The 26,337-nt window shown below is 50.1% G+C and carries 22 protein-coding genes; 15 read left to right on the top strand and 7 right to left on the bottom strand.

Annotated features, from left to right (window positions below):
- Positions 1-42: 42 nt before the first annotated feature.
- Positions 43-1,545 (bottom strand): NAD(P)/FAD-dependent oxidoreductase, encoded by a 1,503-nt coding sequence (locus tag VIS94_11285; GenBank protein HEY9161657.1) that lies wholly within the window; start codon positions 1,543-1,545, stop codon positions 43-45.
- A gap of 232 nt (positions 1,546-1,777) precedes the next feature.
- Here VIS94_11285 and VIS94_11280 point away from each other — a divergent pair, with 232 nt between their 5' ends.
- From VIS94_11280 to VIS94_11250, 7 genes are all read left to right on the top strand, one after another.
- The gene (locus VIS94_11280) at positions 1,778-4,045 is read left to right on the top strand and encodes a TIM-barrel domain-containing protein (GenBank protein ID HEY9161656.1); all 2,268 of its coding nucleotides are present in this window, start codon (positions 1,778-1,780) and stop codon (positions 4,043-4,045) included.
- 236 nt (positions 4,046-4,281) lie between these two features.
- Positions 4,282-5,223 (top strand): SMP-30/gluconolactonase/LRE family protein, encoded by a 942-nt coding sequence (locus VIS94_11275; protein HEY9161655.1) that lies wholly within the window; start codon positions 4,282-4,284, stop codon positions 5,221-5,223.
- 17 nt (positions 5,224-5,240) lie between these two features.
- On the top strand, positions 5,241-5,660 hold the full coding sequence (locus tag VIS94_11270; protein HEY9161654.1) for a secondary thiamine-phosphate synthase enzyme YjbQ: 420 nt from the start codon (positions 5,241-5,243) through the stop codon (positions 5,658-5,660).
- 79 nt (positions 5,661-5,739) lie between these two features.
- Entirely contained in the window at positions 5,740-6,912 is a 1,173-nt protein-coding gene (locus VIS94_11265) for an MFS transporter (protein HEY9161653.1), read from the top strand.
- An 83-nt stretch (positions 6,913-6,995) separates the two neighbouring features.
- Positions 6,996-7,505, top strand: coding sequence for a MarR family transcriptional regulator (locus VIS94_11260; GenBank protein ID HEY9161652.1), 510 nt, complete (start codon positions 6,996-6,998; stop codon positions 7,503-7,505).
- A gap of 18 nt (positions 7,506-7,523) precedes the next feature.
- Positions 7,524-8,348, top strand: a complete 825-nt coding sequence (locus VIS94_11255; protein HEY9161651.1) for a 4Fe-4S binding protein — start codon at positions 7,524-7,526, stop codon at positions 8,346-8,348.
- A gap of 25 nt (positions 8,349-8,373) precedes the next feature.
- Positions 8,374-9,570: an alcohol dehydrogenase catalytic domain-containing protein gene (locus VIS94_11250; protein HEY9161650.1), complete on the top strand. Its 1,197-nt coding sequence runs from the start codon at positions 8,374-8,376 to the stop codon at positions 9,568-9,570.
- 80 nt (positions 9,571-9,650) lie between these two features.
- Here VIS94_11250 and VIS94_11245 read toward each other — a convergent pair whose 3' ends face one another.
- On the bottom strand, positions 9,651-11,495 hold the full coding sequence (locus VIS94_11245; GenBank protein ID HEY9161649.1) for an AMP-binding protein: 1,845 nt from the start codon (positions 11,493-11,495) through the stop codon (positions 9,651-9,653).
- Positions 11,496-11,616: 121 nt separating this feature from the next.
- On the opposite strand from VIS94_11245, the gene VIS94_11240 reads away from it, so the two are divergent.
- Positions 11,617-12,387 (top strand): IclR family transcriptional regulator, encoded by a 771-nt coding sequence (locus VIS94_11240; protein ID HEY9161648.1) that lies wholly within the window; start codon positions 11,617-11,619, stop codon positions 12,385-12,387.
- A gap of 114 nt (positions 12,388-12,501) precedes the next feature.
- Positions 12,502-13,527, top strand: a complete 1,026-nt coding sequence (locus VIS94_11235) for a hypothetical protein (protein ID HEY9161647.1) — start codon at positions 12,502-12,504, stop codon at positions 13,525-13,527.
- Between the two features lie 92 nt (positions 13,528-13,619).
- Here the strand turns inward: VIS94_11235 and VIS94_11230 are convergent, their stop codons facing one another.
- On the bottom strand, positions 13,620-15,095 hold the full coding sequence (locus tag VIS94_11230; GenBank protein HEY9161646.1) for a phospholipase D-like domain-containing protein: 1,476 nt from the start codon (positions 15,093-15,095) through the stop codon (positions 13,620-13,622).
- Positions 15,096-15,298: 203 nt separating this feature from the next.
- On the opposite strand from VIS94_11230, the gene VIS94_11225 reads away from it, so the two are divergent.
- Both VIS94_11225 and VIS94_11220 read left to right on the top strand, forming a co-directional pair.
- Positions 15,299-16,738, top strand: a complete 1,440-nt coding sequence (locus VIS94_11225; protein ID HEY9161645.1) for a hypothetical protein — start codon at positions 15,299-15,301, stop codon at positions 16,736-16,738.
- Positions 16,725-16,949, top strand: coding sequence for a hypothetical protein (locus VIS94_11220; protein HEY9161644.1), 225 nt, complete (start codon positions 16,725-16,727; stop codon positions 16,947-16,949). Before VIS94_11225 ends, VIS94_11220 begins: the two co-directional genes overlap by 14 nt.
- 53 nt (positions 16,950-17,002) lie before the next feature.
- Here VIS94_11220 and VIS94_11215 read toward each other — a convergent pair whose 3' ends face one another.
- On the bottom strand, positions 17,003-18,250 hold the full coding sequence (locus VIS94_11215) for an acyl-CoA dehydrogenase family protein (GenBank protein HEY9161643.1): 1,248 nt from the start codon (positions 18,248-18,250) through the stop codon (positions 17,003-17,005).
- A gap of 117 nt (positions 18,251-18,367) precedes the next feature.
- Between VIS94_11215 and VIS94_11210 the strand changes: the two genes are divergently transcribed.
- Positions 18,368-19,432: a DUF484 family protein gene (locus VIS94_11210; protein ID HEY9161642.1), complete on the top strand. Its 1,065-nt coding sequence runs from the start codon at positions 18,368-18,370 to the stop codon at positions 19,430-19,432.
- On the opposite strand, the gene VIS94_11205 is transcribed toward VIS94_11210, so the two are convergent.
- A complete protein-coding gene (locus VIS94_11205) occupies positions 19,408-21,045 on the bottom strand; it encodes a radical SAM protein (protein ID HEY9161641.1) in 1,638 nt (545 codons plus the stop codon). The two genes, VIS94_11210 and VIS94_11205, sit on opposite strands and share 25 nt — an antisense overlap.
- 63 nt (positions 21,046-21,108) lie before the next feature.
- Here VIS94_11205 and VIS94_11200 point away from each other — a divergent pair, with 63 nt between their 5' ends.
- The 3 genes from VIS94_11200 to VIS94_11190 are packed head-to-tail and all read left to right on the top strand — an operon-like array spanning position 21,109 to position 24,150.
- On the top strand, positions 21,109-22,470 hold the full coding sequence (locus tag VIS94_11200) for a phosphomannomutase/phosphoglucomutase (GenBank protein ID HEY9161640.1): 1,362 nt from the start codon (positions 21,109-21,111) through the stop codon (positions 22,468-22,470).
- Entirely contained in the window at positions 22,470-23,144 is a 675-nt protein-coding gene (locus VIS94_11195) for a TIGR04211 family SH3 domain-containing protein (GenBank protein HEY9161639.1), read from the top strand. Before VIS94_11200 ends, VIS94_11195 begins: the two co-directional genes overlap by 1 nt.
- Positions 23,145-23,169: 25 nt before the next feature.
- Positions 23,170-24,150, top strand: coding sequence for a threonine/serine dehydratase (locus tag VIS94_11190; GenBank protein ID HEY9161638.1), 981 nt, complete (start codon positions 23,170-23,172; stop codon positions 24,148-24,150).
- Positions 24,151-24,221: 71 nt separating this feature from the next.
- On the opposite strand, the gene VIS94_11185 is transcribed toward VIS94_11190, so the two are convergent.
- Positions 24,222-25,127 carry a thiamine pyrophosphate-dependent enzyme gene (locus tag VIS94_11185; protein HEY9161637.1) on the bottom strand — a complete coding sequence of 302 codons (906 nt, stop codon included), beginning with the start codon at positions 25,125-25,127 and terminating at the stop codon, positions 24,222-24,224.
- A 10-nt stretch (positions 25,128-25,137) separates the two neighbouring features.
- The gene (locus VIS94_11180) at positions 25,138-26,337 is read right to left on the bottom strand and encodes a transketolase C-terminal domain-containing protein (protein HEY9161636.1); all 1,200 of its coding nucleotides are present in this window, start codon (positions 26,335-26,337) and stop codon (positions 25,138-25,140) included.

Below are 26,337 nucleotides of genomic sequence, written 5' to 3'. Positions count from 1 at the left end.
TGATTGCTTTTTAGATTTTAACTCACCTCTGACCACTCAACACTATTTTTTCTCGTATTTTTCAATCAGATCAGTTGCTATTATTCCTGAAGCGATAGTCGTCGGTACACCGCCTCCGGGATGTGTTGACGCGCCGACCAGATAAAGGCCCTCGAGAGATTTCGATTTCGCAGCCGGCCGCAGCACCGTTTCATTCAGCATATCCTGCCTGAGGGCGTATATGGCGCCGTCAGGGGTGCCGAGCCTGCGTTCGAAGTCGAGGGGAGTTGCCAGCTCAGCCACGTCCACATGTTCTTTCAACCCGGGTATGGCACGCTTTGAATAATAATCAATGTATTTTTCTATCATTTCCGGTTTGGCCTCGTCCCAGGACCTGTTTCCGCATGTTCTCAACGAAGGCGGAAGCGTCAGGATGAGCACATGTTTTCCTTTGGGTGCAAGTTTCGGGTCAGACTGGGAAGTCCAGCTGACGATGGCGAACTGGCGCCTGGTGAATCCGCCGGTGCGGTAGTCTGTCCACCAGAAATCGTTCATTTCTTCCATCGGGACCGTAACCAGCGTGTGATGGGAATTCAGCGGAGGCGTATAGTTGACGCCAAGATAGAGCATCGGCACCGCAATGGCGGTCTCGTAGCTCTTTATGCCGATGCGGGCAAGCCACGGCAGCTGGTCTTCGCCGATCATCTCGAGGTACAATGTCTTGGCGTTTATGTCGGAGACCACGACATCCGCGGATATCTCGGTGCCGTCTTCGAGTTTGACGCCCACAGCTCGTTTGTTGCGTATGATGACCTTCTTGACCTTGGTTTTGAGCCTTACTTCCATGCCTTCCTTTTCCCCGCAGCGCCTGAGTGCCTCGGGAATGCCTATCATGCCGCCTCGAACGTAATAAAGACCGTCGTGCTCCTGAAACGGAATGACAGCAAATATGCCGGGAGCAAGTTCCGGCGGCAGGCCGATGAAGAAGGTCTGGTATGCCATCGATTCCTTGACCTTTTCGTTCTTGAAGTACTTGTTCAAAACATCCTGGTAGCTGGAAATGAACAGCGAACCGTATTTCAGCATGGCGGGCGAATCCTTAATGATTTTTCCCATGTCGGAAAGCGTCAGGACCGGGCTTGTGAAAAAATCGTTCAGGGTGTTTCTGAAATTGTCCATGAGTGTCGAGTATTTACGCCAGCCTTCAACGTCGTCCGGTTCGTGGGCCCGGATAGCATCTTCGGTTCCGGCCATCGATTTAGGTATTGTTATCCTGCTTCCATCCTGAAGAATGACCGTATAGATCGGATCGCATTCGATCAGGTCTACCTCCTTCTCCAGGGTTGTCCCTAATCTTCCGAATGCCCTGTTGAGCAGATCCGGCGCCTCCACGATGGATGCGCCGATATCGAACCTGAATCCTTCCTGTTCATAGGTGGAGCAGCATCCTCCAATCCTTTCGGTCTGCTCAAGGACAAGCACCTTGCGCCCGTTTTTTGCAAGCTGAGCCCCTGCGGAAAGACCACCGCATCCTGCCCCGATCACAATGACATTATAATCCGACATGATTCTCTCCTTTTTGATTTATGACATGCTGGCAACTGGTATTACCAGATGACAATAAATAACCCCTATAATTTTTATAAGTCAAGTCAATTTGCAAAATGCAGAAGTTTAATGAAAAAGCCAGAAGCCCTTGTTGATTCCGGGAGCGGGCCACAACCGATAAAAGCCTTGAACTCACGGGCCATTGTATGGATAATATGCCGTTGCTGCATTTATTATGGGGAGAATTAATATGAGAAAATACTTTATATTTGCAATTCTGATTATTTCCGCTCTTCTTTTTTCCATCCAGGGATGCAGGAAAGGCCAGCTTGCAGGGACTATCGAGAGCGACAAATTGAGGCTGGACGTTTTTTCAGGCCCGTTCTCCTATGAGATAACGGAGAAGGCGAGCGGCGAACTGATTCTCAGAAACACGCAGAGCGCATTCCTGTTTCAGAAATCGATCGCCGCTTCCGACGTCGTCAATCTGAATACCGGCATAGATTTCCTGGAAACCGGCCTTTCAGCGGACGGCTCGCAAATCGCCACTATAAGGTTTGATTTCGTGACGCCGGACCGCATTGAAATAATGATAAAAGCTCATGATGCCAGCCGCATCACGCAGACATTCGCAGATATGGGCGAGCATTATTACGGACTGTGGGAATACGCGTTCGGAGGAGGACTAGACAACCGAGGCGTCAGCGCGGACATGCTGGGCGTTAGGGACAAGCAAAATGTCAATTTCAGCAACGGCCGCGCACCGTTTTACATGACCTCAAAAAAATACGCTGTATATGCCGAGACATTTGCAAAGGGGCATTTCACTCTCGCACAGCTCGGCAGAACATCGTTCTCGTTCGACGCACCTGAGCTCAAGTATCACATCATCTACGGTCCCGGATACGCAGACATGCTGAGAACCTACAATGAAATTGCAGGGCCTTCCGTCATGCCTCCGCTGTGGGCCTTCGGTTCCTTCTGGTGGCGGGACGACGACCATCCGGGACTTTTTGACAGAGGCCTTGCAAATGCACAGGACAGCGTGCTCAGCACCGCATCGAATCTGAGGGAGAACAGGATCCACGCTTCCGCCATCTGGATAGACAGGCCCTATGGCACCGGCGAAATGGGCTGGGGAAATATGGATTTCGATTCCTCGTTCCCTGATCCTTCCGGAATGATTTCGAGCCTTCGCGCAGACGGCTACAACCTCCTTCTCTGGGTAACCAACCGCTGCCTGAATGGACTGAATGAGGAGGCTGAACCGCTCGGATGGCTGTTCGACGGATACGGCGAACCATGGCCGGCCGCGGATGTAAGAAAGCCAGAGGTCTATGACTGGTTCAGATCGAAACTGGATATCTTAGTAAACATGGGAGTGAAGGGCTATAAAATCGACAGGGGCGAAGAAGGCGAAATGCCGCTCACGGTACAGAACGAGGTCACATACTATTTCCACAAACTCTGTGCCGAAGGGCTTGCCGCAAGAAATGGCGGCGATCAAGTAATGCTGGCCAGAAGCGCCTATGACAGGTGCAGGACTTACTCGGTTCTGTGGAACGGCGACACGGATGTGACATTCGCAGGCCTTAGGGCATCCATCAAGAACGGTCTTAGAAGCGGCATGATAAATTATCCATTCTGGGGGTCGGATACAGGCGGTTATATCGGCGGGCTTATTTTCACAAAAGAGCTCTTCGCCAGATGGCTTGAATTCAGCGCCTATTCGCCGCTGATGGAAGTCATGATCGGACCCAACCGCAATTTGTGGGAAAAAACCGTTTTCAACAATTTCGACGACGAACTTCTCGATATAACCCGGGCCTCTGCCGCCACTCACCACGACCTCATACCTTATACGCGCTCGATGATGCATCAGGCAGTAACAACAGGCATGCCGGTTATGAGGGCACTGGCACTCGCCTTCCCGGAAAATGAAAGCGTTCATGACAAATGGGACGAATACCTATATGGAAGCGAACTCCTTGTCGCCCCTGTGGCGGCATGCGGTCTCAGGAGCCGGGATGTCTACCTTCCCGAAGGCAGGTGGATAGATTACAACGACCGGTCATCGATATATGAAGGCAGGTCGTTCGTAAAGGCGGACGCGCCCATCGGCGTCATCCCCGTCTTTGCCAAAGAAGGTGCGATAATACCGAGAGGGGACATACTCAAGGCCAATAACACCTGGACGCCGGATTGGGAACCCCGCATCAGGATCGAATTCTTCCCTGCCGCCTCAGGTATCTCTTCTTTTGATTATTACACCGGTGAAAGCGTTTGCAGAATCAACTCATCGAACGAAGACGGCGTCATAACGATTGAAATAGGCGAAACATCGATGCCCGGAACGGCGGATATTTATGTAAACGGCTGCAAAACGGTCGTACGGAACGGCGAGATTCTGACCGAGGGGTCAGGCTTCACCTATGACAGTGAATCCAAGCTCCTGCGTGTTGATTTCAGCGGATCCGCCAGAATCGAGATAACGGGTGCCGCAAGCCTTTTCAAATGATCTTGGAACAGCCTTTAAATATGGAGTGACGGCAGATGCCTTCGTCAGGTTCCTTAACGGCCCGTTGAGAGTATCCGAGATCGATCTGCCTGACATGGGCGGAAAATCAACAGAAGTTTGTACCTTGCAAGCCTAGTAATTTTTGTACAGGCCCTTCCTGAAATGGGAAAATATTTGTTTGTAGAAGCAGCCTGTTATGAATACAATCCCATTATAAAATCTTCAGGCGGTGAAAAATGAGAATCAGGATTTCAATAATCAGTCTTCTTCTCCTCTTCTGTCTGACGGCATGTTCGAGCGGGTTGAAGATAATTCACACAGGCCAGGACAAGCCCTGGGCAGGGCCTTATGTATCAGGCATGAACGGGGTCGAAAACCTCACATTTGACGGTGCGGGCAACATGTTCGTAACGGGCCTCGACGGGATGATATACCGCGTGGTTCCCACAGATGACCCGTTCAGGGGCAAAATTGCAGATAAAAAGAAGATAGGAAAGATGTGCCTCGATGTTGAGGCCGGTCCTGACGGCATGCTTTATGCGGGCGTCATGGATGAGAAAGGCATAAGCAGAATCTGCCGGATCAGCATGGACTTCACAAGCGTGACCCCTATCTCGTCACCGGTACAGGGCCTGAACGGAATGGCGCAGGACAGGAGCGGTTATCTGTACATCGCGTCTTCCAACCTGTCCTTCTTCAATCCCAAAGGATGCGTGCTGCGTGCAAAAATTGGCGATGACAACAGCTTTATCAACCCCGAGGTCTTTATCGAGACCGGCGGCATAACCAACGGCCTCGCCTTTTCCCCGGATGAATCGAAGCTGTATGTGACCAATCTTAACGGCGTGCTCATGGCCGTCGACATGAAGACCAGAGAAAAGAAGGTCCTCTATTCACCGGGAAAACTTCAGATTTTCGACGACCTCGACACAGCAGCAGACGGAACCGTCTGGCTGTGCTTTAATTCAGAAATGGCGATAATCAGCGTAAAGGACGGACTGGTGACGGCAGGATATCGGACTGGTGACCTGAAAGCCCCGTCATCCTGCAAGTTCGGCAAAGGGCCAGGCTTCCGACCCGATTTCCTTTACATCACCGAGTTCGGGATGAAAGGAAGAAGCCTGAAAATGAACGGCCGCGGTGTTTTTGTCATGCCTGTCCCTGAGATTCCCGAATGAGAGAAAAGGAGATGGGAATGAAATCATTCAGAAAAGAATTGTGGTTCAATATATCTAAAAGGGTTGAGTTCATAAACATAACGCCGGACGTTGAAGATGCGCTCAGGGAAAGCGGCATCACTGAAGGACTCTGTTTGGTGAATGCGATGCATATAACCGCCTCGGTATTCATAAACGATGACGAGAGCGGACTTCATTCTGATTACAGGAACTGGCTCGAAAGGCTTGCGCCGCATGAGCCGGTAAGCTTCTACCAACACAACAGGACGGGTGAGGACAACGGCGACGCCCATCTCAAGCGCCAGGTCATGGGACGGGAGGTGGTAGTGGCGGTCACGAACGGCAGGCTCGACTTCGGGCCGTGGGAGCAGATATTCTACGGTGAATTTGACGGGATGCGCAGAAAGCGTGTGCTGGTGAAGATAATAGGGGACTAGAAATCATTGAAACATCCGGGTATATCATGCCGGTCAGAGGGCCGGCATGACAGGTCCGGACTTTATTTGGGGCAATCCGATGAAAAGCCTTTATAGAAAATATACGACGATAGGCGTGCTGTCGCTCGCTCACATGCTGAACGACCTGTACAGCAACTATCTGCCACAGATGCTCTTGTTTCTGGTCGTTGCAAGGCCTGATTTCACTGCAACAAGGGCGGCAGCCCTGATCTCCGCCTTCACAATATCATCCTCCATAGCCCAGCCGTTCTTCGGCTTTTTCCTGGACCGCAAGGGCAAGCGCTGGCTCGTTTACGTAGGCACTCTATGGATGTCCGTAATGCTGAGCATGACAGGCGTGGTCAAGAGCTACACCGCACTTATAAGTCTTGCAACCCTTGCCGGACTCGGGACTGCCGCCTTCCACCCGCAGGCATCCACAATGGTCAATATTCTGAGCGGAAACCGAAAGGCCCTTATACTCTCGGGGTTCGTGGCGTTCGGAAACATAGGCTTTGCGCTCGCCCCGCTGCTATTCATACCTCTTTTCCAGGCCTTCGGGCTCGGCGTCACGCCATTTATCATAATTCCCGGGATCCTCGTCTCGCTGCTTCTGATCTTCCTCACGCCGAAAGACAGAGTCATTGCGCCCAGTACGCTTGCGCTCTCCGAGGTGTTCCGCTCAATATGGCGCGCCGCACGCGAACTTGCAGCAATAATAAGCGTAATCGCCATAAGGTCGCTAGCATTCGTCGGGCTCTTAACCTTTCTTCCGCTTTATTTCAAATCGAATGGCTACACGAATGTGACCATAGGATACATGGTCACGATCATGCTCTTCTCAGGCGTGTTCGGAGGCATACTCGGAGGCTATCTGTCCGATAATTACGGACGCAAGCCGCTTATCGTATCATCGCTGATGATATCAACCCCTCTGTTGTTCGCCTTTTTCTCAACTGAGGGCACCCTGAGGATCGTGTTCATGATGCTCTCAGGCGCTGCACTCCTTTCAAGCATTTCCGTAACAGTAGTTGCCGCGCAGGAGGCGATCCCGGACAACAAGGCGTTCGCAGCCGGACTCTCGATGGGGTTTGCAGGCGGCATAGGCGGGCTTGCAGTGATAATCTTAGGCCATATCGCTGACACATGGGGAATGCATACCGCGTTGAGCGTTACGTTTATGCTGCCTTTCGTCTCAGGGCTGATCGGTCTTCTGATGAAAAGCCGCCCCGCTGCCAGAAGCATAGGTTAAAGTCTTATTTCAATCAATAAGGCAACGGGCCGCAGGTTCGAATTATTTGCACATGCGCAAATAATTTGCTAAACTCGATTTTCATGAAAAAAGGGCTGATCGATTCGTTTCCGCGCAAGAAGGTCGATGAAATACTCTATAATGCCATGGCCGCAGTCTATCAGTTCGACCAGCAGAAGATAAAGCTCTTCGGCATGACCTATCAGGATTCATATCTTCTTTACTATCTGCGCCGTTCCTCCCCTGTGCGCATGAGCGATATTGCACGGGAGCTGAGCGTTCATATAAGCACGGCGAGCCGCGCCGTGGACCGCCTTGAGAGACGAAAGCTCGTAAGCCGAAGCAAAGACCCGGCGGACAAGCGCAATATACTGGTCGAACTTAACGAGTCAGGTCTTAAGCTGATGAAGGCATCCGAAGACCACTCGTATGAAACAATCCTGTCCGGTGTGAAGGATTACAGTTCAGAGGAACTTGCTGCCGTAATGAAGGCTGCAGCAAACCTGAGCTCGATTCTGGGAGTGCCGCCACTAAACAGCGATCCGGAGTCATCAAATATTGAAAAGGGCGTTCCAATAAAGAGACGGCGCTGAACACAATAGGAGGTTTTTATGTCACGCAGACCTGAATGGTGGCTTTATTTTCTTGCAAAGATCTGGCCGATCACATGGATCAGCGCACAGGCAACAAAGTGGCCGGTTGTGGGCGGTTTTATTGCACGCATTACCGTTCCCATGTTTTCGAAAAAAAACCTCAACATTTCATATATACCGATCAATGCCACGGTTGAGGACTCAACGAATTCACCGCTTCCCGGAGCAATAGTCGAAGAATTGATCAAACGCTCATCGCACCGAGTAATAATAAACCGCTGTACGTGCAGGGACGCAAAGCAGTGCAGGGAGCATCCCGTTGAATACGGTTGCCTGCTCATGGGCGACGGCACACGCGAGATAGACTCGAGGATAGCGCGCCATATCCCCGTTGACGAGGCGATCGCGCATCACCGCAAGCTCGTTGCCGACGGGCTCATACCCATGACCGGACGCGTCAAAGTGGACAATTTCATCTGGGGCGTGCGTGACCGGGGCAAGCTCCTGACAGTCTGCTACTGCTGCCGCTGCTGCTGCACCATACTCAACTCGGGCAAATACTTCCCGCCCGAAGCTGCAAAATCGCTCGTTATGCTCAAGGGCGTTGACATCGTCGTGGACAGCAAGCTCTGTACAGGCTGCGGCACCTGCGCGGCGGAGTGTTTCATGGATGCGGTAACGATCGAAAACGGCATTGCCGTACATAATGCTTCTACATGCAAGGGATGCGGCCGGTGCGCGACGGTCTGCCCTAATAAAGCGGTCACGGTTCGTATCAGTGATATTAATGCTGCAGTCGGCGACCTGATGGGCAGGATAGACAGTCTCATAGACTACCGTTAGCATACAACTGCTTAAGGAGGACTTTATGAAATCCATCTATTTCGATGTAAGCATTCCGCGCATACTTGCCACAAAGGCCCTGGGCGGCTTGTTCCCTCAAGTCTTCTTCTCCCGCCTTTCACCTGTTCGATACGGCACATTGCCCGACCCGGCCCTGCCCGGGTCTGACTGGGTACGCGTAAAGCCCGTGCTTGCAGGTATATGCGGGGCGGACCTTTCGCTGTTCTTTGTCAAGGCGAGCCCCTCCATATCGATTGCGGCCCTGCCCGGCGTACCGCGCGCATTCATGGGGCATGAGCTCATCGGGATAGTTACAGAAACCGGCAGCGCTGTAAAACATCTTAAAACAGGCGACAGGGTGACCATGCAGCGATACCTGCCATGCTGCTCAATGCTGGGCATAAACCCGCCATGCGGGCCGTGCGCCGAGGGCAACTACCCACTGTGCGAGAATTTCTCGGAGAAGAAAATGCCGTCCAATACGGGCGCAGGTTTCGGTGACCAGTTCATCGCACATGAAAGCCAGATGATGAAGGTTCCTGATACCATTGCCGACGAAGAGGCCGTACTTATCGAACCCGTATCAGTCTCGCTCCACGCCGTTCTCAGGAGGCCGCCAGCAGAGGGTGAAAAAGTCCTCGTCATAGGCGCAGGCACCATCGGTCTCAATGTCATACAGTTTGCGCGGGCTTTCAGTCCGGGCTGCTTTATTTATGTGCTCGAACGCATACCTTTCAAAAAGGAGCTTGCCCTGAAGCTGGGAGCCAATGAGATCCTGGAGGGAGACCCCTATGAGGCTGCGGCCCGCGTTACAGGTGGCAAAGTCTACAGGGGGCCTCTTAAGAATACGACCATGCTGGGCGGATTCGATCTGATCTATGACTGTGTGGGCTATAACACAATCGTGCACGATTCCCTCAGATGGCTCAAGGCGCACGGAACCTATGTGATGATAGGAAACCAGCTCAGCCCGATCAGCTTCGACCATACGCCACTCTGGAACCAGGAGCTTACCATGATGGGCGTAAACTCGCACGGCATGGAAAACCGGCAGGGTCGCAGCCTATCAAGCTTTGAGATGGCCATTGAGATGATCACGGAGAAGCGCATATCACTGGACGGCTTTATAACTCACCGCTTCAAACTGGATGACTACAAGTCAGCCTTCAGGCTGGCCCTTGAAAAACCCGGGCACGTCATCAAGGTCATATTTGAGATCTGATAAAACGAGGCCTGAATTGTTTAACGACCCCTGCACAAATCGATGGTGCAGGGGTACGGATAGGATAAACAGAATCCAATCTATCCTAAAAGCGATTCCCTGCCGTTCTTAATGAAGCATTCCCTGATCGACTGGAATTTCTCCTTCGTCATGGGGTGGAAGGTAGTGTCTCCCTTCTCACGGTAAAAAACCTTCATTGCAGGATCGCTGCCCAGGTTGTAATTCTCCTTCTTGTATGGCTTGACAACAATCTTGTTGGTATTGGTCATGGGAAAACTGTCGATAATTCTTATGAAATCAGGCATCCACTTGGGATCCATGCCGCCTTCCTTCTGCTGCCTGACAAGCCACGCATATGTCTCGTCCGGATTGAACTCGCAACCATCTTTCATCTGCACGGCGATCATGACCTTTTCGTCTGATACGTCGCAGGGGGCTCCGTATGCAATGGCCACATCCACTCCGGGTATGTCCTGAGCATACTTGAGCACATTTTCGGCTGAGAAGTTCTCACCGTCCTTCCTGATCCAGTCGTCCGTTCTGCCGTTGAAAAATAGATATCTTTTGCCCTTGACAATCCTTATATGTCCGAGGTCGCCGGAATGGAATATGCCGTCTCTGAATTTCTGACTGGTCGCGTTCGCATTGCCGAAATAGCCCTCGAACCTGAGGTTGTTGTCGCCCACGATGCGGCATATTTCGCCGACCGCCTCGTCATAGTTGATGAGTTTGCCGTTCGCATCCACAATACCCGGAGGACATTCCTTGCCGTTCTCGTCCAGTATGACTACTGACTTCTGGACCCTTCCCACGGTCTCAATAGGGTCACCGGGCCGGTTGGCCGTGGTTATGACCGCTTCCGTCGAACCGTAAATCTCGAAGACATGCTGCATTCCCAGATATTTCGTGAACTTTATGCGGTCCACGATCGAGGCCCCGTTTCCGTAGGCAACCCTGAACCTGTTCTGAGGATGATTTGCAAGCGCCTTTTCCACAGCCTCGCCGTTTCCGTATTTCCTCTCAAGCGCATCGATGATGTAGTGTAGCGGCTGACCCACGTAATTGAGGAAGGTCACGCCGTATTTAAGCATGTCCTCCTCGAAGGCGCTCGCGCTGAATTTGCGCTTCAATACAAAACTGCCGCCAACGATAAGCTGGGGGAGTATGCCTATGTACCATGCATTCGAATGAAAGAGCGGCATTGATATGTAGCCCCTGTCCTTTTTTGTAAGCCGTACGGCCGCCTCCACCACGAAACCTGCACCGAACAGCTTTATGTGGGTGCATGGCACACCCTTGGGCAGGCCTGTCGTTCCTGATGTATAAATGACAATGACCGGGCTGAAATTATCGACCCTGGGAACCGTGTATTTAACGTTTTTTACGGTCGCCTCGTTTACCGCATCGTTGAGCACCCTGTAGGACTTGCCCTCGATCTCAGTTCTGTGGCCGATATAGAGAATATTCTCATCGGCTATCCCTGTTTCTCCCTTAACCCGCTCGGCTTCTACTATGGTACTGGGGTTGATGATGAGAATGGAAATGTCTGCCTGGGCTATTACGTTTGCAAGCGTTTCGCCCCTGAAGCCGGTATTGATGGCGAACAGTATGGAGTTGCTGAGCCCGGCGCCGAGTGCTGCGAAAACGAATTCGGGCACGTTGTCCACATATATGCCTACACTTAGGCGGCCTTCTGCGGGTATCTTTCCTTCGGCAACACGCCTTGCCCGCTCAGAGGCGAAGAATCGTGCAAAATCGAGCGAGCGCTGATAAACCTCTCCATAGGTATATTCACGGTCTTCGAATATGAAAAAGACACGGTTGCGGCGGAACCACAGCCACCACATGCTCGTTTTTATCATGGTCCCGAAATTTACGAACCAGAGATATTTGCGAATCAGCGATTTTAAATTGAGCGCCTTCATGAAACCTCCTTAAATGTTTTCTTCTTGATAATTTCATTTTGTACGATATTATCGTATCATGTTCCATTAATTTATGTTATATGAATTTCATAGTCAATGAAAAAATAGAAGGGGATAGATCATGGGTGAGAAAAGGCTTATTCAATCCATAAAAAGGGCTTCCGATATACTAGAGCTCTTCCTGAGCGAAAAGAAGCCGATAGGTATAACCGATTTTTCAAAACGCCTCGGCCTTGCCAAGACGACCGTATCAAGCATTGTCGTCACTCTCGATGCCCTCGGTTTTCTTGAAAAGGATCACATGAGCGGAAAATACAGGCTCGGGCCTCAGATTTTTCAGCTGGGCATGAGATGCGCCACTAGCATGGATGTGGTCACACTAGGCAGGGCCTGGCTTGAGAGGTTATGCTTTCAGTTCATGGAGCCGGTGAACGTAGGCGTGCTTGTAGGCGAAAAGGTTACAATCATATTAAGAACAGAACCGGAAAACCGTTACATGGTGTTCCCTGAAGCTGGATCGGTTATTCCGGCCCACAGCACATGCATCGGCAAGATGCTCTATGCACATATGGACAGCACAAAGCGCGACGAAATATTAAAGGATTACTCTTTTGATGTCTTCACCCCGAATACGATCAGGACAAAAAAGGCCTTCCTTGAGGAACTCGAACAGGTAAAAAGAGACGGAATAAGCTACGACAGGCAGGAATCCATAAACGGACTGGCCGGAATAGGCGGCCCCATCTTCAACCATGACGGAACGCTGATCGCGGCATTTACCATTTCAGGCAATCCCCGGAACATAGAGCAGAGGAAAACGGATATAATAGCCGCCGTGAGGCTTACATCAAGACAGATTTCCTCGCAGCTCGGATGCCCGGAAGATATCTGAAGTGCGGCATTTCTAAAAAGAGCTTTTTTAAGACCCGTATATGAGGTCGTGTTATTTCTTGACATAGCTTCTTTCATTATTATTATCGTTATCATATTAAAGGAGCGTGCACAGATGAAACCGAATGCTTATACAGGTCTTGTTTTTTCCTTGTTTCTCATATTTTTCTCCATAGTTGGAGCCGGGTGTGGTGGCGGTGGCGGGGGCGGCAGCTCAGAAAGTCTGATCCCCGAAGGACCTATCACATATATAATATCGAATAATGATAATGAACAGTATCTTCAGATCAGCAGCGGCCAAACCGGATTAACTAACGTCTGGGCTGATCTGCAGGGTGTTTATGACACCACGACAAACCATATCACAGTGGAACAGAACAGAAGCGTAACCGTGCAGAGCAATACGCTCTGGAAAGACTACAATTCATATGTAAACACATGCCGTGTCACTGTCCTTGATGAAATTCATATGAACAAGGGCGAGTTCCCCACTCAAGGTGCCTGGAAAATCACATTTATCGGACAGAATTTTGAATCGCTTGGCTTCGACAGCATAATTATGGAAATCACTGATACGGGCGTAACCATCACAGCTTACTTAAGCGAGAATCCGATTGATGACATGCCTGTAAACCTGACCTGGAATGAGCTTGACGGCATAGGCGACCTGGATGATCCACCCGCATACCAGCTTTTCAGCTGGATCGGCTATTCGGTATGGATGTACTATTATGAGCTTATGGGCATTGAATACAGAAGCATGAAACTCATTTATGACAATGCCGCTGACATTGCGCTCAATAAGAAGGTTACTATTGACGGCACGGCATTTCCCCCCGGTACCGGCACGCCGGGAAAACTTGTCATAAACTGGATCGATTCATCAGGCGACGGCATCATGGGGCAACGGGACAGCTTTACATGCTTATTCACGAACTGGTGGGAGGATATCCCTGAGGGTGACCATGATGCCCTTTTCAATGGAACCATATACCTGACCGACTTCAGCAAAACCGATAATAATATCGGATTCAACTGTGCGTTCAGCAGCTTCTCGGTAACTGAAACCTATAACGGATCGGTGGATGAAGGGTCACGCCTGACCATGAACGGCGGTTTTAGCCTGCGCCTGTCCTGGTAACAAAAGACTGCGGCAAGAAAAGCTCAAAATCAAAAGTTCAGCGATTTTATCCCCGCATGAATCCGTCGGGGATAAGGATCATATGACATTCATCAATCATCGGAATGTGGAGGCGGGATATTTTTGCGGTGTTTTACGCGGATTCTGAACGCCCTTAAAAAAAGAACCAGAGCAAACCATATGCTCAAGAGTGCAAACGGAACAGCCAGAACTCGCGGCCATAATATTGCAAGTGCTGCAAGCGCCAGCAGTATAATCCCCGCACTGAACATGATCTTCGCATCCGCCGGATCCAGGATCCTGCGGCTTGTAATGGCCGCTTCCACCACCCGGCCTGCCCGGATGACGCCGACCCCGGCACGGCCCAGGTTTCCCTTTCTTCCCCCCTTTGCCGGATGGTCTTTTCTGGGCCTTTTCACGCTGGGTCTTGCTGCATGGCGTTTGTCCAGAACGATCTCTGTTGAATGCGTCAGGTCCTCGAGATACATACGTTCCATGACAAGGGCCAGATTTTCATCCTCGATGGCCACGTCGAGTTCATAATTCCCGAGCCAGCTTGAAATGTTCAGGTTGCTCGAGCCTATCCTTGCCCATCTACTGTCCGATACCGCAGTTTTCGCATGGAGCATCGGGCCGTTCCATTCGAATATCCTCACCCCTGATGTTAGAAGCGGCTGGTATCCGGCCCTTGAAACCGCCCTCAATACGGGAATGTCGGTCGTACCCGGGACAAGGAGCCTTACATCGACGCCGTCTCTTGCCGATGCCATAAGCGCCTGAACATACGGGGTAAGCCCGACAAAGTACGCATCAGTAAGCCAAAGAGATCTTCGTGCAGTAGCTGCTATGAGCTGATCCATCCGGAACAGCCCTGCAATATTAGGGACACTCGCCACAACACGCAGCATCACGTCTCCTTCCGGGTGAAGGGCGCCTGCTTGAGGGATCTCTTCTTCGGGCAATCCCGGACCCATTGTTGCCCAAACGTCTGCAAAAGCCTTTTCTATATCCGCAACAGCCGGCCCCTTAATCATGACCCCGGTATCACGCCACGGTTCAATCCCCTTTTCCGGATACCCTGCCCATGGACGCCCCACACAAAGGCCCGAGACAAAGCCGATACTGCCGTCTATCGCTATCATTTTACGGTGGTCCCTGCTGAGCCAGTTGAGCGGACGGTCAATGCGGGGCGCGTTGAAGCAGCGCACCTCCACCCCTGCAGCCTTGAGTTTTTTCATAAAACGTCCGGATGTCCTGCCGAGAGCACCCATCCAGTCATAGATAAACCTGACCATGACTCCTTCTCTCGCCTTTGCCGCCATAACCTCGGCAAACTCGCTGCCGATATCGTCGTCATAGATGATGTAGGTCTCGAAATGGATGCTTTTCCTGGCCCCGTGCATGGCTTCAAGCCAGGCCGGATAATTTTCGGCTGCATCCTTCAGAATGCTAACGCTGTTTCCCTGTATGAGAGGTGCACCCGCTGCCCTTGAGAACGCCTGCTCGGCAAGGAGCCTGAGATCCGGATTCGTCCCGGAAAAAGGCCTTATTGAATATCCTTTCTTCATGGGAATACATCTAACAAGGCACGCTCATAATGTCCATAGACACTAGATTATCAGGTCTTTAAAAATCAAGTAATTATCAACTCTTTACTATCGTTCCTAAAAATATCATAGGGGGCGGATATGACGTTACCTAAGAATTGACCGGCCTTCATGCTTGTTATATAATTAAATCTTAATTTATTTTGTATTAGGGGGGGATTCCGATGGAGATTAAGAAAATCAACTGTTTTTTCTACATGTTCATTATTTTTGCTGCGTCATTATCGGGCTGCATCACAAGCTTTTCCCCAAAAGATTCTGTAGTTGCCGTCAGGCCAGGTGAAACACAGGTGTTCACCATCAAAACCTCCCCCGTCTACCAGGAGTATGAATGGTTACTCGACGGTATACGGCAGAACGGCACCGGGAATAGCTATGAATATACACCGGACGAGTCCGATACAGGCGAGCATGAGGTTAGAGTGATTGCCGGCAGCGACCGGCATTCATGGAAGGTCCTTGTAAAATCTATCACCTGGGAGAAAACCTATGACGTGGGCAGTTCCAACATTTCATACTCATCTAACACCGTTTTACAGACAGACGATGGAGGATATGTGGTCGCTGGCATCACCGACAGCAGGCTGACCATACTAAGGCTGGACAGCGCAGGGAACAGACTGTGGGATAGGAAACTGGATAATTTCTATGACTATAACAAACCAAAAATCTCGATAGCCCAGGCAAAGAACGGCGGATTCGCGGTTGTTTTGACACAGTCGATCGAGGTTGGTTATAGTGATTATGAAGAAAACGTCATCGCAATAAAACTGGACAAATTAGGGAATGTCGAATGGTCTCAATATTATATCAAAAATGTCGAGTCTAAACTCATATCATTTAAAAAAGTTACTGACGGTGGCTATCTCCTATATGCCAACAAACTGCCTGTTGGGCTAGTACTGATAAAGCTCGATGATGACTTGATGATATCATGGGAAATAAATTTTGAATCATTTGGTTACCCAACCGAAGTAATAGAAACTGATGATGGTGGCTTTAATGTCGTGTTTGGCGAATACTATGGCATAAACTTAAAAAGATATGATTCTTCTGGTAATTTTGTATGGGAAAAAGACAATAAATATTGCAGTGGATTTTGTAATGACAGTATTATACCTGCAGATCATGGGGGTTTTTTGATTTATTCAGGTAAGCTAACGACAAAATTTGACCAGAAAGGCGATACACAGTGGGAATTCAAGGGTATCACAAACCCGATAAACCGTTCAGATTCGTTGCATACGATAAAGCATGCAAACGATGGTGGTTATATAATCGGAGGATCGTCAAGGCTTTTCCCAATAGAAGGTTACTTCTGCTTACCAATATATGATTGCATAGCCGGGATCTGCAGATGGAAGATTTTTTGCGGATTATTCCCGATCAAAGAATTCGCAAGTGATGCATGGGTGAGTAAAATTGACTCTGCAGGCGATTTTGAATGGAGCAGATATTACGGAGATACGATTGACAATTATTCTATTGAATCCATCAGTCAGACCTCTGACGGAGGCTTCATCGCAGCCGGAAGAAAAACGAGCAGAGATGGCAGTACAAACATGTTCTATGTAATCAAGCTCGATATGAATGGAAATCTTTAGAAGGAACCTGCTGGACACTAGGTTTTTGATGACTCCTGACGAGTTGAAGACGAAAGATGTTCACAGGAATACGACGATATATCTTGTGATGAGATATTCCGGGCTTTGCAACCGGGGAATCGGCGAATTGTTCGGCGGCATGCATTATACGGCAGGAGCACGCTGCACTCCGGCTTCTCATAAGAACCGGGCAAAAACAGGAAACTCATAAGTTAAGTCGAGAATATTTTGTCAAGGTTCAAGGCCTGACACGGACACGTGAGGTTATTCGTAGACTTTTTCCTCTTCTGCATCCGCATTTAAAGCGTCAGCCTCCACATCGCGCTGGTCAACCTTGGACACTGATTTCCAGTACTCCTTGTACCACTCGGTCTGAATTATGTACTGCATGATCTCGTTCGTGCCGACCCATATCATCGAGAGTCTCATGTCCCTTAGCATCCTCTCGATCGGATATACATTGGTATAGCCTATGCCGCCCATGACCTGCATGGCGTTGTTAACGGCCTCCCAGCAGCTTTCGGTCACGAACTTCTTGGACTGCGATACCATGCGCCTTGCACGGCCAGGTGTCACTTTGCCGGAATCTATCGCAAGCGAGGTCGAGTAGCACATTGAACGTGCCGCATCGAGCAGCATGACCGCATCGGCCACCTTGAAGCCGACCGCCTGGAAGTTCTGTATGGCGAACCCGAAGGCCTTTCTTTTGCTGGTATATTTCGTGGCGATCTCGACCGCCGGACGGACACTGCCTATTGTCATGGACGCCGTGCCGAGACGCTCAGGGATCATCATGCGCTGAAAAACCTCGAAGCCGTTGTTGAGCCCTCCCAGTATGTTCTCTTCGGGCACATAGACATCCTTGAGTACAAGCCTTGCCGCGCCGCCTCCGCGCACTCCCATAAGACCGTATATGTATTTCGTCTCGAGTCCTTCGGTCCTGGGCACGATGAATGCGGTAAGCGACTTGTGCGCAGGAGCAGCCTCGTCCGTCTTGGCATATATGAGGAAATAATCCGCACCCTCGCCGCCTACGATGAATCTCTTCTGGCCTGTGAGCCTGTAACCGTTTCCGTCTTTTACGGCTTTGGTGGTCGCACCGAAGAAGTCGGAACCTCCTCTTGGTTCGGTAAGACCCTCGGCTGCATAGACTTTTCCGGCAAGCAGCGGGACAACAATTTCCTGTTTAAGCTTTTCGCTGCCGTATTCACATATCGCCTCAGCCACAATGTCGGCGCCAACGCCCCACAGACAGGCCAGAGAATAGCTTGCAACACCTATCTCTTCGGCAACTATCCCGTCATCGACCCAGGAAAGACCCCGACCGCCGTATTGTTTCGCAATCCTTATCCCCAGCAGATTTCTCCTTCCAGCTTCAAGAAGATATTCATGGGGGAATTGAATCTTTTCGGCATCCATATCCAGTATCAGCTGCTTCGGAACCCATTTCGTGAATGCCCTCGCTTCGTCTCTCAGCCTGATCCGGTCTTCATCCATTATGAAATCAAACATGCTTTTCACCTCCATTATCAGGTTAGAAAAGAATAGCACGATGAGCCTGCCCCGGCAACATTGAAGAGCACTCAAGATATAAACCGGAAATACCGTAAAGCGTCTCAGGAGAAGACGATGCGGAACATGACCGAAAATGAATGGAATGCACTGATTGAAAGGCTCAACGAGAATGAAAGAATCGCGCACCAGTTTTTCGAGCTCCAGGCAAGCGTACTCTCCATCCACAACTTCAGGGACTTCTTCGACAGGCTTTTAAAAGGTATCGAGGAAAGATTCAGGGTCCCTTATGTATGGGTTTCGCTTATAACATCCAGCAGGGTGACGCGGCTTGTAAAGACCTTCATCGCTTCCGAGGATTTTTTAAGGCATCTCAATTTCATAGACCGCGAGGCCTTTCTTCAGATAACGGACGGTTCGCAAAAGCCAAGGCTTGCAAATTCCGGTCTTGAAATATACAGAAACCTCCTGCCCTTCGGCCAGAACATGCCGTTCAGGTCCCTTGCCATGGTTCCAATAACATTCGAAGGCAAACCGGCAGGAAGCCTCAATTTTGCCGATACCTCACCCGAGCGTTATCAGCCTGGGATCGACACGGGCTTTTTAGAGCAGTTGGGCATGGTAGTTTCCATCTGCCTTTCCAATGTCGCCGCCCATGAGGAGTTGAATACGCTGGCATTCAAAGACCCGCTGACCGGGCTCCTCAACCGCAGGGCCATGGAAAACGTTCTCAAGCGTGAGTTCGGAAGGGCCAGGCGGTATATGATACCGATGTCGCTCATATTCATCGACCTCGACCACTTTAAAAAAATAAACGACACATACGGGCATGACTATGGCGACGACCTGCTCAAATTTGTTGCAACAAGCCTGTCCGAAATGGCCAGGGAGAGTGATATAATAGCGCGCTTCGCAGGCGACGAATTCGTGCTTATATTGCCGGGGACCTCGGTTGTCGAGGCGGAGAAATTCATAAAAAGGGTCAGGGAATACTTCAATGACAACAGCCTCAATTTCAAGGGAAACCGGATACTGGCCCAGTTTACATACGGCATCTCGTCTGTAGGCGACGACGGCGTGAACGATCCGTCAGCCCTTATTAAAAAAGCCGATGAAAGGCTCTATGTGGCAAAGGAAAACCGGCCGGAGGGACGATATCAAAGGAAAAAGAGCGGCGCATGATTTGATGTGAAAACCTTCGGAGTCCTTCTCAGGATTGCAGACACAAAAGGGTCTCTTTTAAATTCCCTGTCAATGAACATCCTCGCTTTTTTTCTACCCCAGTCTTTAGGGTGTATAAAATCCCTGTAGAGGCTCAAGTCGCCTTCATAGAAATCCCGCAGATCTAAACCGGACTCATGGGCGCAGGCGGCGGGCAGGTTGAAGATTGCAGCGTTTATGAAATCTATGGAAGCCGCATTTTCCCTTACGAAATCGAGTGTCTTTAGGGCCGATTCGCCGTCTTCCTGCGGTGTCCCGAACAGGAGATAAATATATGTGGCGATACCCGAACTTTTCAAGACCTCAAGCGCCTTTGCCGCAAGCCCGATGTCAATGCCCTTATCAAGGCTATCGAGTACGTCCTGATCGCCTGACTCGATGCCCAGCTTCAGCATCCTGCACCCGGAGAGTCTCAAAGCCCTGCAAAAATCCATATCGGCCAGTTCCTCGGTCACCCTCGCGAAACCATACCAGGGTACACCCGGAGGATCTACGGCAAGCTTCTTTAAAAAGACCGGTGGAACTGTGCTGTCAACGAAATGAATGAGGCCCGGGGAATATTCATATGTGATTGCCGAAAGGGACTTGAGTGCCGGTACGGCATGGCATGAGAAGCCCTCCGTAGAGGTAGCCCTTTCCTGGCAGAAAGAGCACCTGTTCCAGCAGCATGCGGATGATGCGGCAAATGGTATTATCGAGACCGGGGAAAGATATTCCGGCAGGTCTTCTTTTACATATTCATATTTATATCCGATCTTATTCCGAATGCTTTTGAGCTTTAAGACATCACCGAAAAACCTCTCGCCGCTTCCTGCGACCATATCATCGATAAGGCCTTCAAATGGATTTTTCCAGTCAGGAAGACCCTTCCATGCTGTGATGAGCCCGCCTCCCATTATTATGCGCATGCCCGGGAAAAGTCTTCTGATAAGGCCCGCCAGAGCGAATGCACATATGGCCTGGCTTAGATAATTGACGGACAGGCCCACAATATCCGGCGATTCCTTTTCGATAAACGGAATTACCTGCCGGGAAAAATATCCGAAAAACGGGTTTTTCTCAGGCTGTTCTGCACAAAGAAGAAGATCGGCGCTCCTGAGGGGCAGAAGGTTTTTGTCGTGATAGTCTGCAAGGCTTACGGTTGAACCGGCAGATATCTTTCTACCCGAAGCCCAAAGCACCCTTTCTATCTCCGTTACCGCCTGAGTGTACCTTCCTGTGCCGTGAAATGTCTCGATCCTTCTCAATACGGCCAGATTCCTCTGAAGCCTTCTCGAGGACCTCGATGTCCAGATGTCATCCGGGAGGCCTTCCGGGTTCATAAGGTTAAGCAGTCCATAAAGGGATGCATCTATTGTTTTTACTCCGACGCCGTTGTCATTTAAAAATCCGGCCAGCCTGGCAATGCCTGTCGGCGGTTCGGAAGGTTTGGCTACAGGCGGATATATGAGCAGAATGTTCATGAGGGGATAAGAAATGCAAACCCCCGCAATGTCAAGTTCTGTTTGCTGCGAAAATTTTTTGCTGATGCGCTTAAAGGCTATAAGATAAGACACTTTTAAAACCCTTTTCATTTGACATTGACTCTCATCTCCCATTTATTTAAAAAAACAACGGCGAATGAATTCGGAGGTTTGATGAATCCACAGGTGTTCAGAGAATACGATATAAGAGGCATCGTTGACAAAGATCTTGATGATTATTTCGTATCAGGGCTTGCAAACGCACTTGGGGCATACTGGACGGATCACGGCGTAAAAAAGGTTGTGGTGGGTATGGATGCCCGACTGAGTTCCCCGCGGTTCAAAGAGATAATGGTCAGAAACATAACCGCAAGCGGCATTGACGTTATAGATATCGGCCTTGTGCCAACACCCGTAATGTATTTCGCACTTTTCAGGCTCGACATTGAAGGCGGTGTTGCGATTACCGGATCGCATAACCCGCCCGACAACAACGGATTCAAGATAGCACTGGGAAAAACAACAATCTACGGCAGTGAAATCCAGAAGATCAAGACATATATGGAAAAGGGGACCAGGGTAAAAGGGGAAGGTGTTGCATCCTCTTATGACCTTATCCCTGAATATATAGAAGACATTGTTTCACGCATCAGGACCTGCCCTAATAAACTCAAAATAGTCCTCGACCCCGGCAACGGGGCAGGGGGAAGACCTGCCCTGGCGGTCCTTGAGCGGCTCGGCATGGATGTAACGGGCATATGCCTTGAGCCCGACGGCAACTTCCCGAACCACCACCCTGACCCGACCATAGCCGAGGGAGTGGAGATGCTCAGAAATAAGGTACTCGAAACCGGCGCAGACATAGGCATAGGACTTGACGGCGACGCCGACCGTATAGGCGTAGTGGACGCCTCAGGAAAAGTCGTCTACGGGGACATGATAACAGCCGTCCTCGCCGATGCCATACTTGAGGAGAAACCCGGCGAAAAGATCATCGGAGAGGTGAAGTGCTCAAAAGTTCTGTTTGAAAGAATCAAGGCCTCAAAAGGAGTCCCTGTTATGGGCAAGGTGGGACATTCCCTGATGAAGGCCCGGCTGAAAGAAGAAAACGCCGCACTTGCAGGAGAGATGAGCGGACATATATTCTTCAAAGACAGGTGGTATGGTTTCGATGATGGCATCTATGCTGCAGCCAGGCTTGTCGAAGTCCTTTCGAAAGCACCCGCCCCGCAGGCTGTATTCGATGACCTTCCAAAGATGCATAACACCCCTGAAATCCGCTTCCACTGCCCTGATGAAATAAAATTTAAGGCGGTTGAAGAATTTACGTGTTATGCAAAGGATAAATATCCTTCATGCATAGATATCGACGGTGTGCGTTTTGAGGACAAAAGAGGATGGGGACTGGCAAGGCCTTCAAACACTCAGCCTGTAATCGTTTTAAGGTTCGAGGCGGATACGAAAGAGCGTCTTGATAATCTTGAGAACGACACAAGGGCTAAACTTGAAGAAATAATCAAGGAACTGAAACGATAATGAGAGAATTCATAATCCTGATATTGGTTGCGGCGGTCCTTTTCGTGATACCCTGCGGCATGCTCGAAGCAAGAGGCTATTACGTGAAGGAGCGCGTAACCCTTGCATTGAAGAAATCCCCGGCCGACTCTTCCCCTGCCGCTGGTTATGCCAGTTCCGATGACTACCTGGAGGTAAGGGACCAGTCAGGAAACTGGGTGAAAGTGGTTACCCCGAAGGGCGTTGAGGGCTGGGCATCTTTATCATACCTGACAAACGAATCGCCCAGGAGCCTTATTATCGAGCAGCTCAATGCAAAGATTGCCTCCCAGAACGATTCCGTAAGGATGTTTCAGGAATCGAACAAGGCGCTTGAAAAAGAAAACCGCGAACTCAAATACAAGTTGAGCAATTCCGCCCTCGAAATACAGAAATCAAAGAACGCCTTCAATAAGTTGAAAGAGGCATCCAGCGATTATCTGAATCTCGAGCAGTCATACAACAAGCTTGCCGAAGCTGAAAAACTGAAGGCCGGACAGCTTGAAGAACTGTTGAAGGAGAACCGTGAACTGAAGCTCTCCGAAAGGATTAAATTTACTCTCATCGGAGGAGGATTTATTATATTAGGTTTGGTACTGGGTTTTGCAATAAACCTTTTAAAGGGCAAATCCAGACAGACAGGCTACAGACTTTAATTCATTATCAGGGAGGGAGGACTGAATGATAAAAAAATACGAAGCGCTGAGTGAACAGGTGAACCTGACAAGGGCGTTGATGGCCAGGTCCGTAATTTACAGATATCTGAACAGGACAAACCTCATCTGCTATTCAGAACTTTCAAGGTTGATAGGCTGCGATGCATACATAAAGCATGAAAACCATAACCCGACCGGGTCGTTCAAGATAAGGGGCGCCCTTAATTTCTATCATCACATGTCAAAGGAAGAGCTTGAGAACGGCATCCTAGTAGCGACAAGGGGCAATCACGGTTTGGCCATGGCATGGGCAGGTCAGTTTTCCCATGTGCCCTGTACTGTCGTCGTTCCTGAAAACAACAACCCTGAAATAAACCGGACAATCGAAAGCTATGGTGCAGAACTTATAGTACACGGCGAAGATTTCTACGATGCCCAGACCTACTGTGAAGAACTCGTGGACAGTGCAGGCTACTATTATGTCCAGCAGGGCAACGAACCTGAAATATTGAACGGTCTTGCCACGATGGGGCTCGAAATACTCGAAGACCTGCCCGATGTCGATACGATCATCTGCCCGATAGGGGGCGGAGCAGGCTGTGCATCTCTGATTAAAACGGCGCGAGCCTTCAAGCCTGGAATAGAGATCATCGGCGTTGAGGCGCGAAACGCCCCTTCGTTCTACAGCTCCTGGAAAAAAGGCGAGATCGTTATTCTGGATGATGCGCACACGGTTGCGGACGGGCTTGCGGCAAGGAGCGTCTTCAACCTGCCTTACATAATACTCAAGGACACAATCAGCGATGTAATACTCCTGAGCGAAGAAGAGATCCTGGAAGGCATCAAACTTGCTCTTGATACAACGCACAACCTGGCCGAAGGGGCCGGAGCCGCATCCATCATGGCGGCAGTCAAGATAAAGGACAGGCTTGCCGGCAAGAAAGTGGTCATGATCATGTCTGGCGGCAATCTCAATATGGTAACGCTGAAATCAGCCATCTGCTGAAAATATTTGATGCATCACCGATGTAAGACTGCATTGAATTATAAAAAAAGCCCGCCATCCGGCGGGCTTTTTCATTCCTCATCCTTTTTATAATACCCGGACCATTTGGCATCGATTGCCTGCTGTATATCTGATATCTGTTGTTCGGTAAGCGTCTTGAACCTTGACTGCGCCCTGAAATAGTCCCTGACTGGTGTGAGTTTACGTTTTTCCACAAGCTTTTCGGAAGCGGCGGTGAGCTTGAACTCTCCATTTACCACCTCATAAAGGTCGTAATAGCCTGTTTCTACAGCCAGTCTGCCTATTTTAATCCCGTATCTGGGGTCGAACCCCCATCCGGGAGGACATGGTATATGTATATGAAAATATTTGGTTCCAGGCATGTCGATGCATTTTTTAATCTTGTCATAAAGGTCCAGAGGATAGGCAGCGGAACATGCGGCCACATAGCTTAGATTGTGGGCGGCCATGATTGCCGGAACGTCCTTTTTGTTCTGTAGCTTTCCCTTCAGCGGCGTATTGGCGGTAACAGCACCTATCGGCGTGGTACCCGAGCGCTGCACGCCCGTATTCATATATCCCTCGTTGTCATAACAGAAATATATGAATTTCTCTCCTCTCTCTGCTGCACCGGAAAGAGCCTGAAGCCCAATGTCGCTTGTACCTCCATCACCGGCCCAGCCGGCAACTCTCACATTATCTTTACCCAATGCCCTGAGCGTTGCCAGTACTCCAGATGCGGCCGCCGCTGTTGAAGCGAATGTCACATTAAGACAGGGGAGCTTTGTCGAGGCTACAGGAAAGAGTCCCTGAAGCACGGTCAGGCAGCTCGGCGGCACCACCAGAATCGTGTCTTTGCCAAGGGCCTTGAGTCCTATCCTGTACGCGATTGCAAGACCGCAGCCTGTACAAGCCCTTGTTCCGGGCTGTACAAATTCTTCCGTCGGTAAATTCAGTATTGTTGTCTTAGCCTGCATGTGAATTCTCCTATAGCTTGAGCCCGATCCATACCGGCTCTTTGGCAACTCTGCCTTTCGTAGCAGCCCTCAGCGTTTCTGTAAGATCATGGGTCTTTATATCGCGTCCGCCTATGCCGAGAACAAAATTCTGGACATATGGCATTGAGCCTGTCCCGGCAAGGCTGTCATAAAGAGCGGATTTCAGATCCGAAGCAAGAGCGCCTTCATAGCCGTAGCTGAGCGCCTTTTCATAGACGATGACGCCTTTTCTGCCCTTCAATGCCTTTGCTATGGCCTCGTCGGGGAATGGCCTGTAGAATTTAATTCCCATGACGCCGACCTTTATGCCCTCAGCCCTTAAGGCGTCAACAGCCACCCTGAGCTGATATGTTACGGAACCAAGCCCTACGGCCACATACTCTGCATCATCGCAGAGATAAGGCTCTATGTAAGGATCGCCTCCCCTGCCGAATATCTCGTCAAACCGTTTTTCCGTCTCTGCCGCTACGGCCAGAGCCCCCCTCAGTTCTTCCTGAAGCAGATATCTTATCTCCATGTATCCGTGCGCAAGTTCGCCCCTGACATCCATCCTGACATCCGGGAGCGTGACAGTGTTGAGGTTGGCCGGATCATTCGGGTCAAGCGCATAGTCCGGCTTGAACGGCGGGAGGAACGCTTTGACCTTATCCGCATCAGGCACTTCAAAGGGCATGTATGTATGCGATAGTATATATCCGTCATAACATACCATGATAGGAATGCTCGTCTTCTCAGCCAGGTAATATGCCTTTATTACCGTATCGATTATCTGCTGATGGTCACTTGCGTACATCTGCATCCACCCGGTATCACGCTGTGATATCGAGTCCTGCTGGTCGTTCCAGACGTTCCAAGGTGCCCCCACTGCACGGTTTACAACACACATGACGATGGGAAGCCTTGCACCGGATGCCCATTGCACCTGTTCATGCATATATAGAAGACCGTTGGAGCTTGTCGCCGTAAATGATCTTGCACCTGCCGAGGTTGCGGCAATGCAGACGGACAGCGCCGAATGCTCGCTTTCGACCGGAATATATTCGGCCTTCATTTCGCCCGCTTCAACCCATTCCGAGAGTTTCTCCGTTACCGGCGTCTGAGGTGTTATCGGATATGCGGCAATCACATTTACCCCGCAGAGCCTGACGCCGAGTGCTGCAGCAACATTTCCGTTTTCAATAATATGCAT

This window comes from Desulfomonilia bacterium, assembly GCA_036567785.1.
Lineage (GTDB): Bacteria > Desulfobacterota > Desulfomonilia > UBA1062 > UBA1062 > DATCTV01.
The sequence above is the reverse complement of the archived record's forward strand: the minus strand, read 5'-3'. Positions and strand labels throughout refer to the sequence as shown.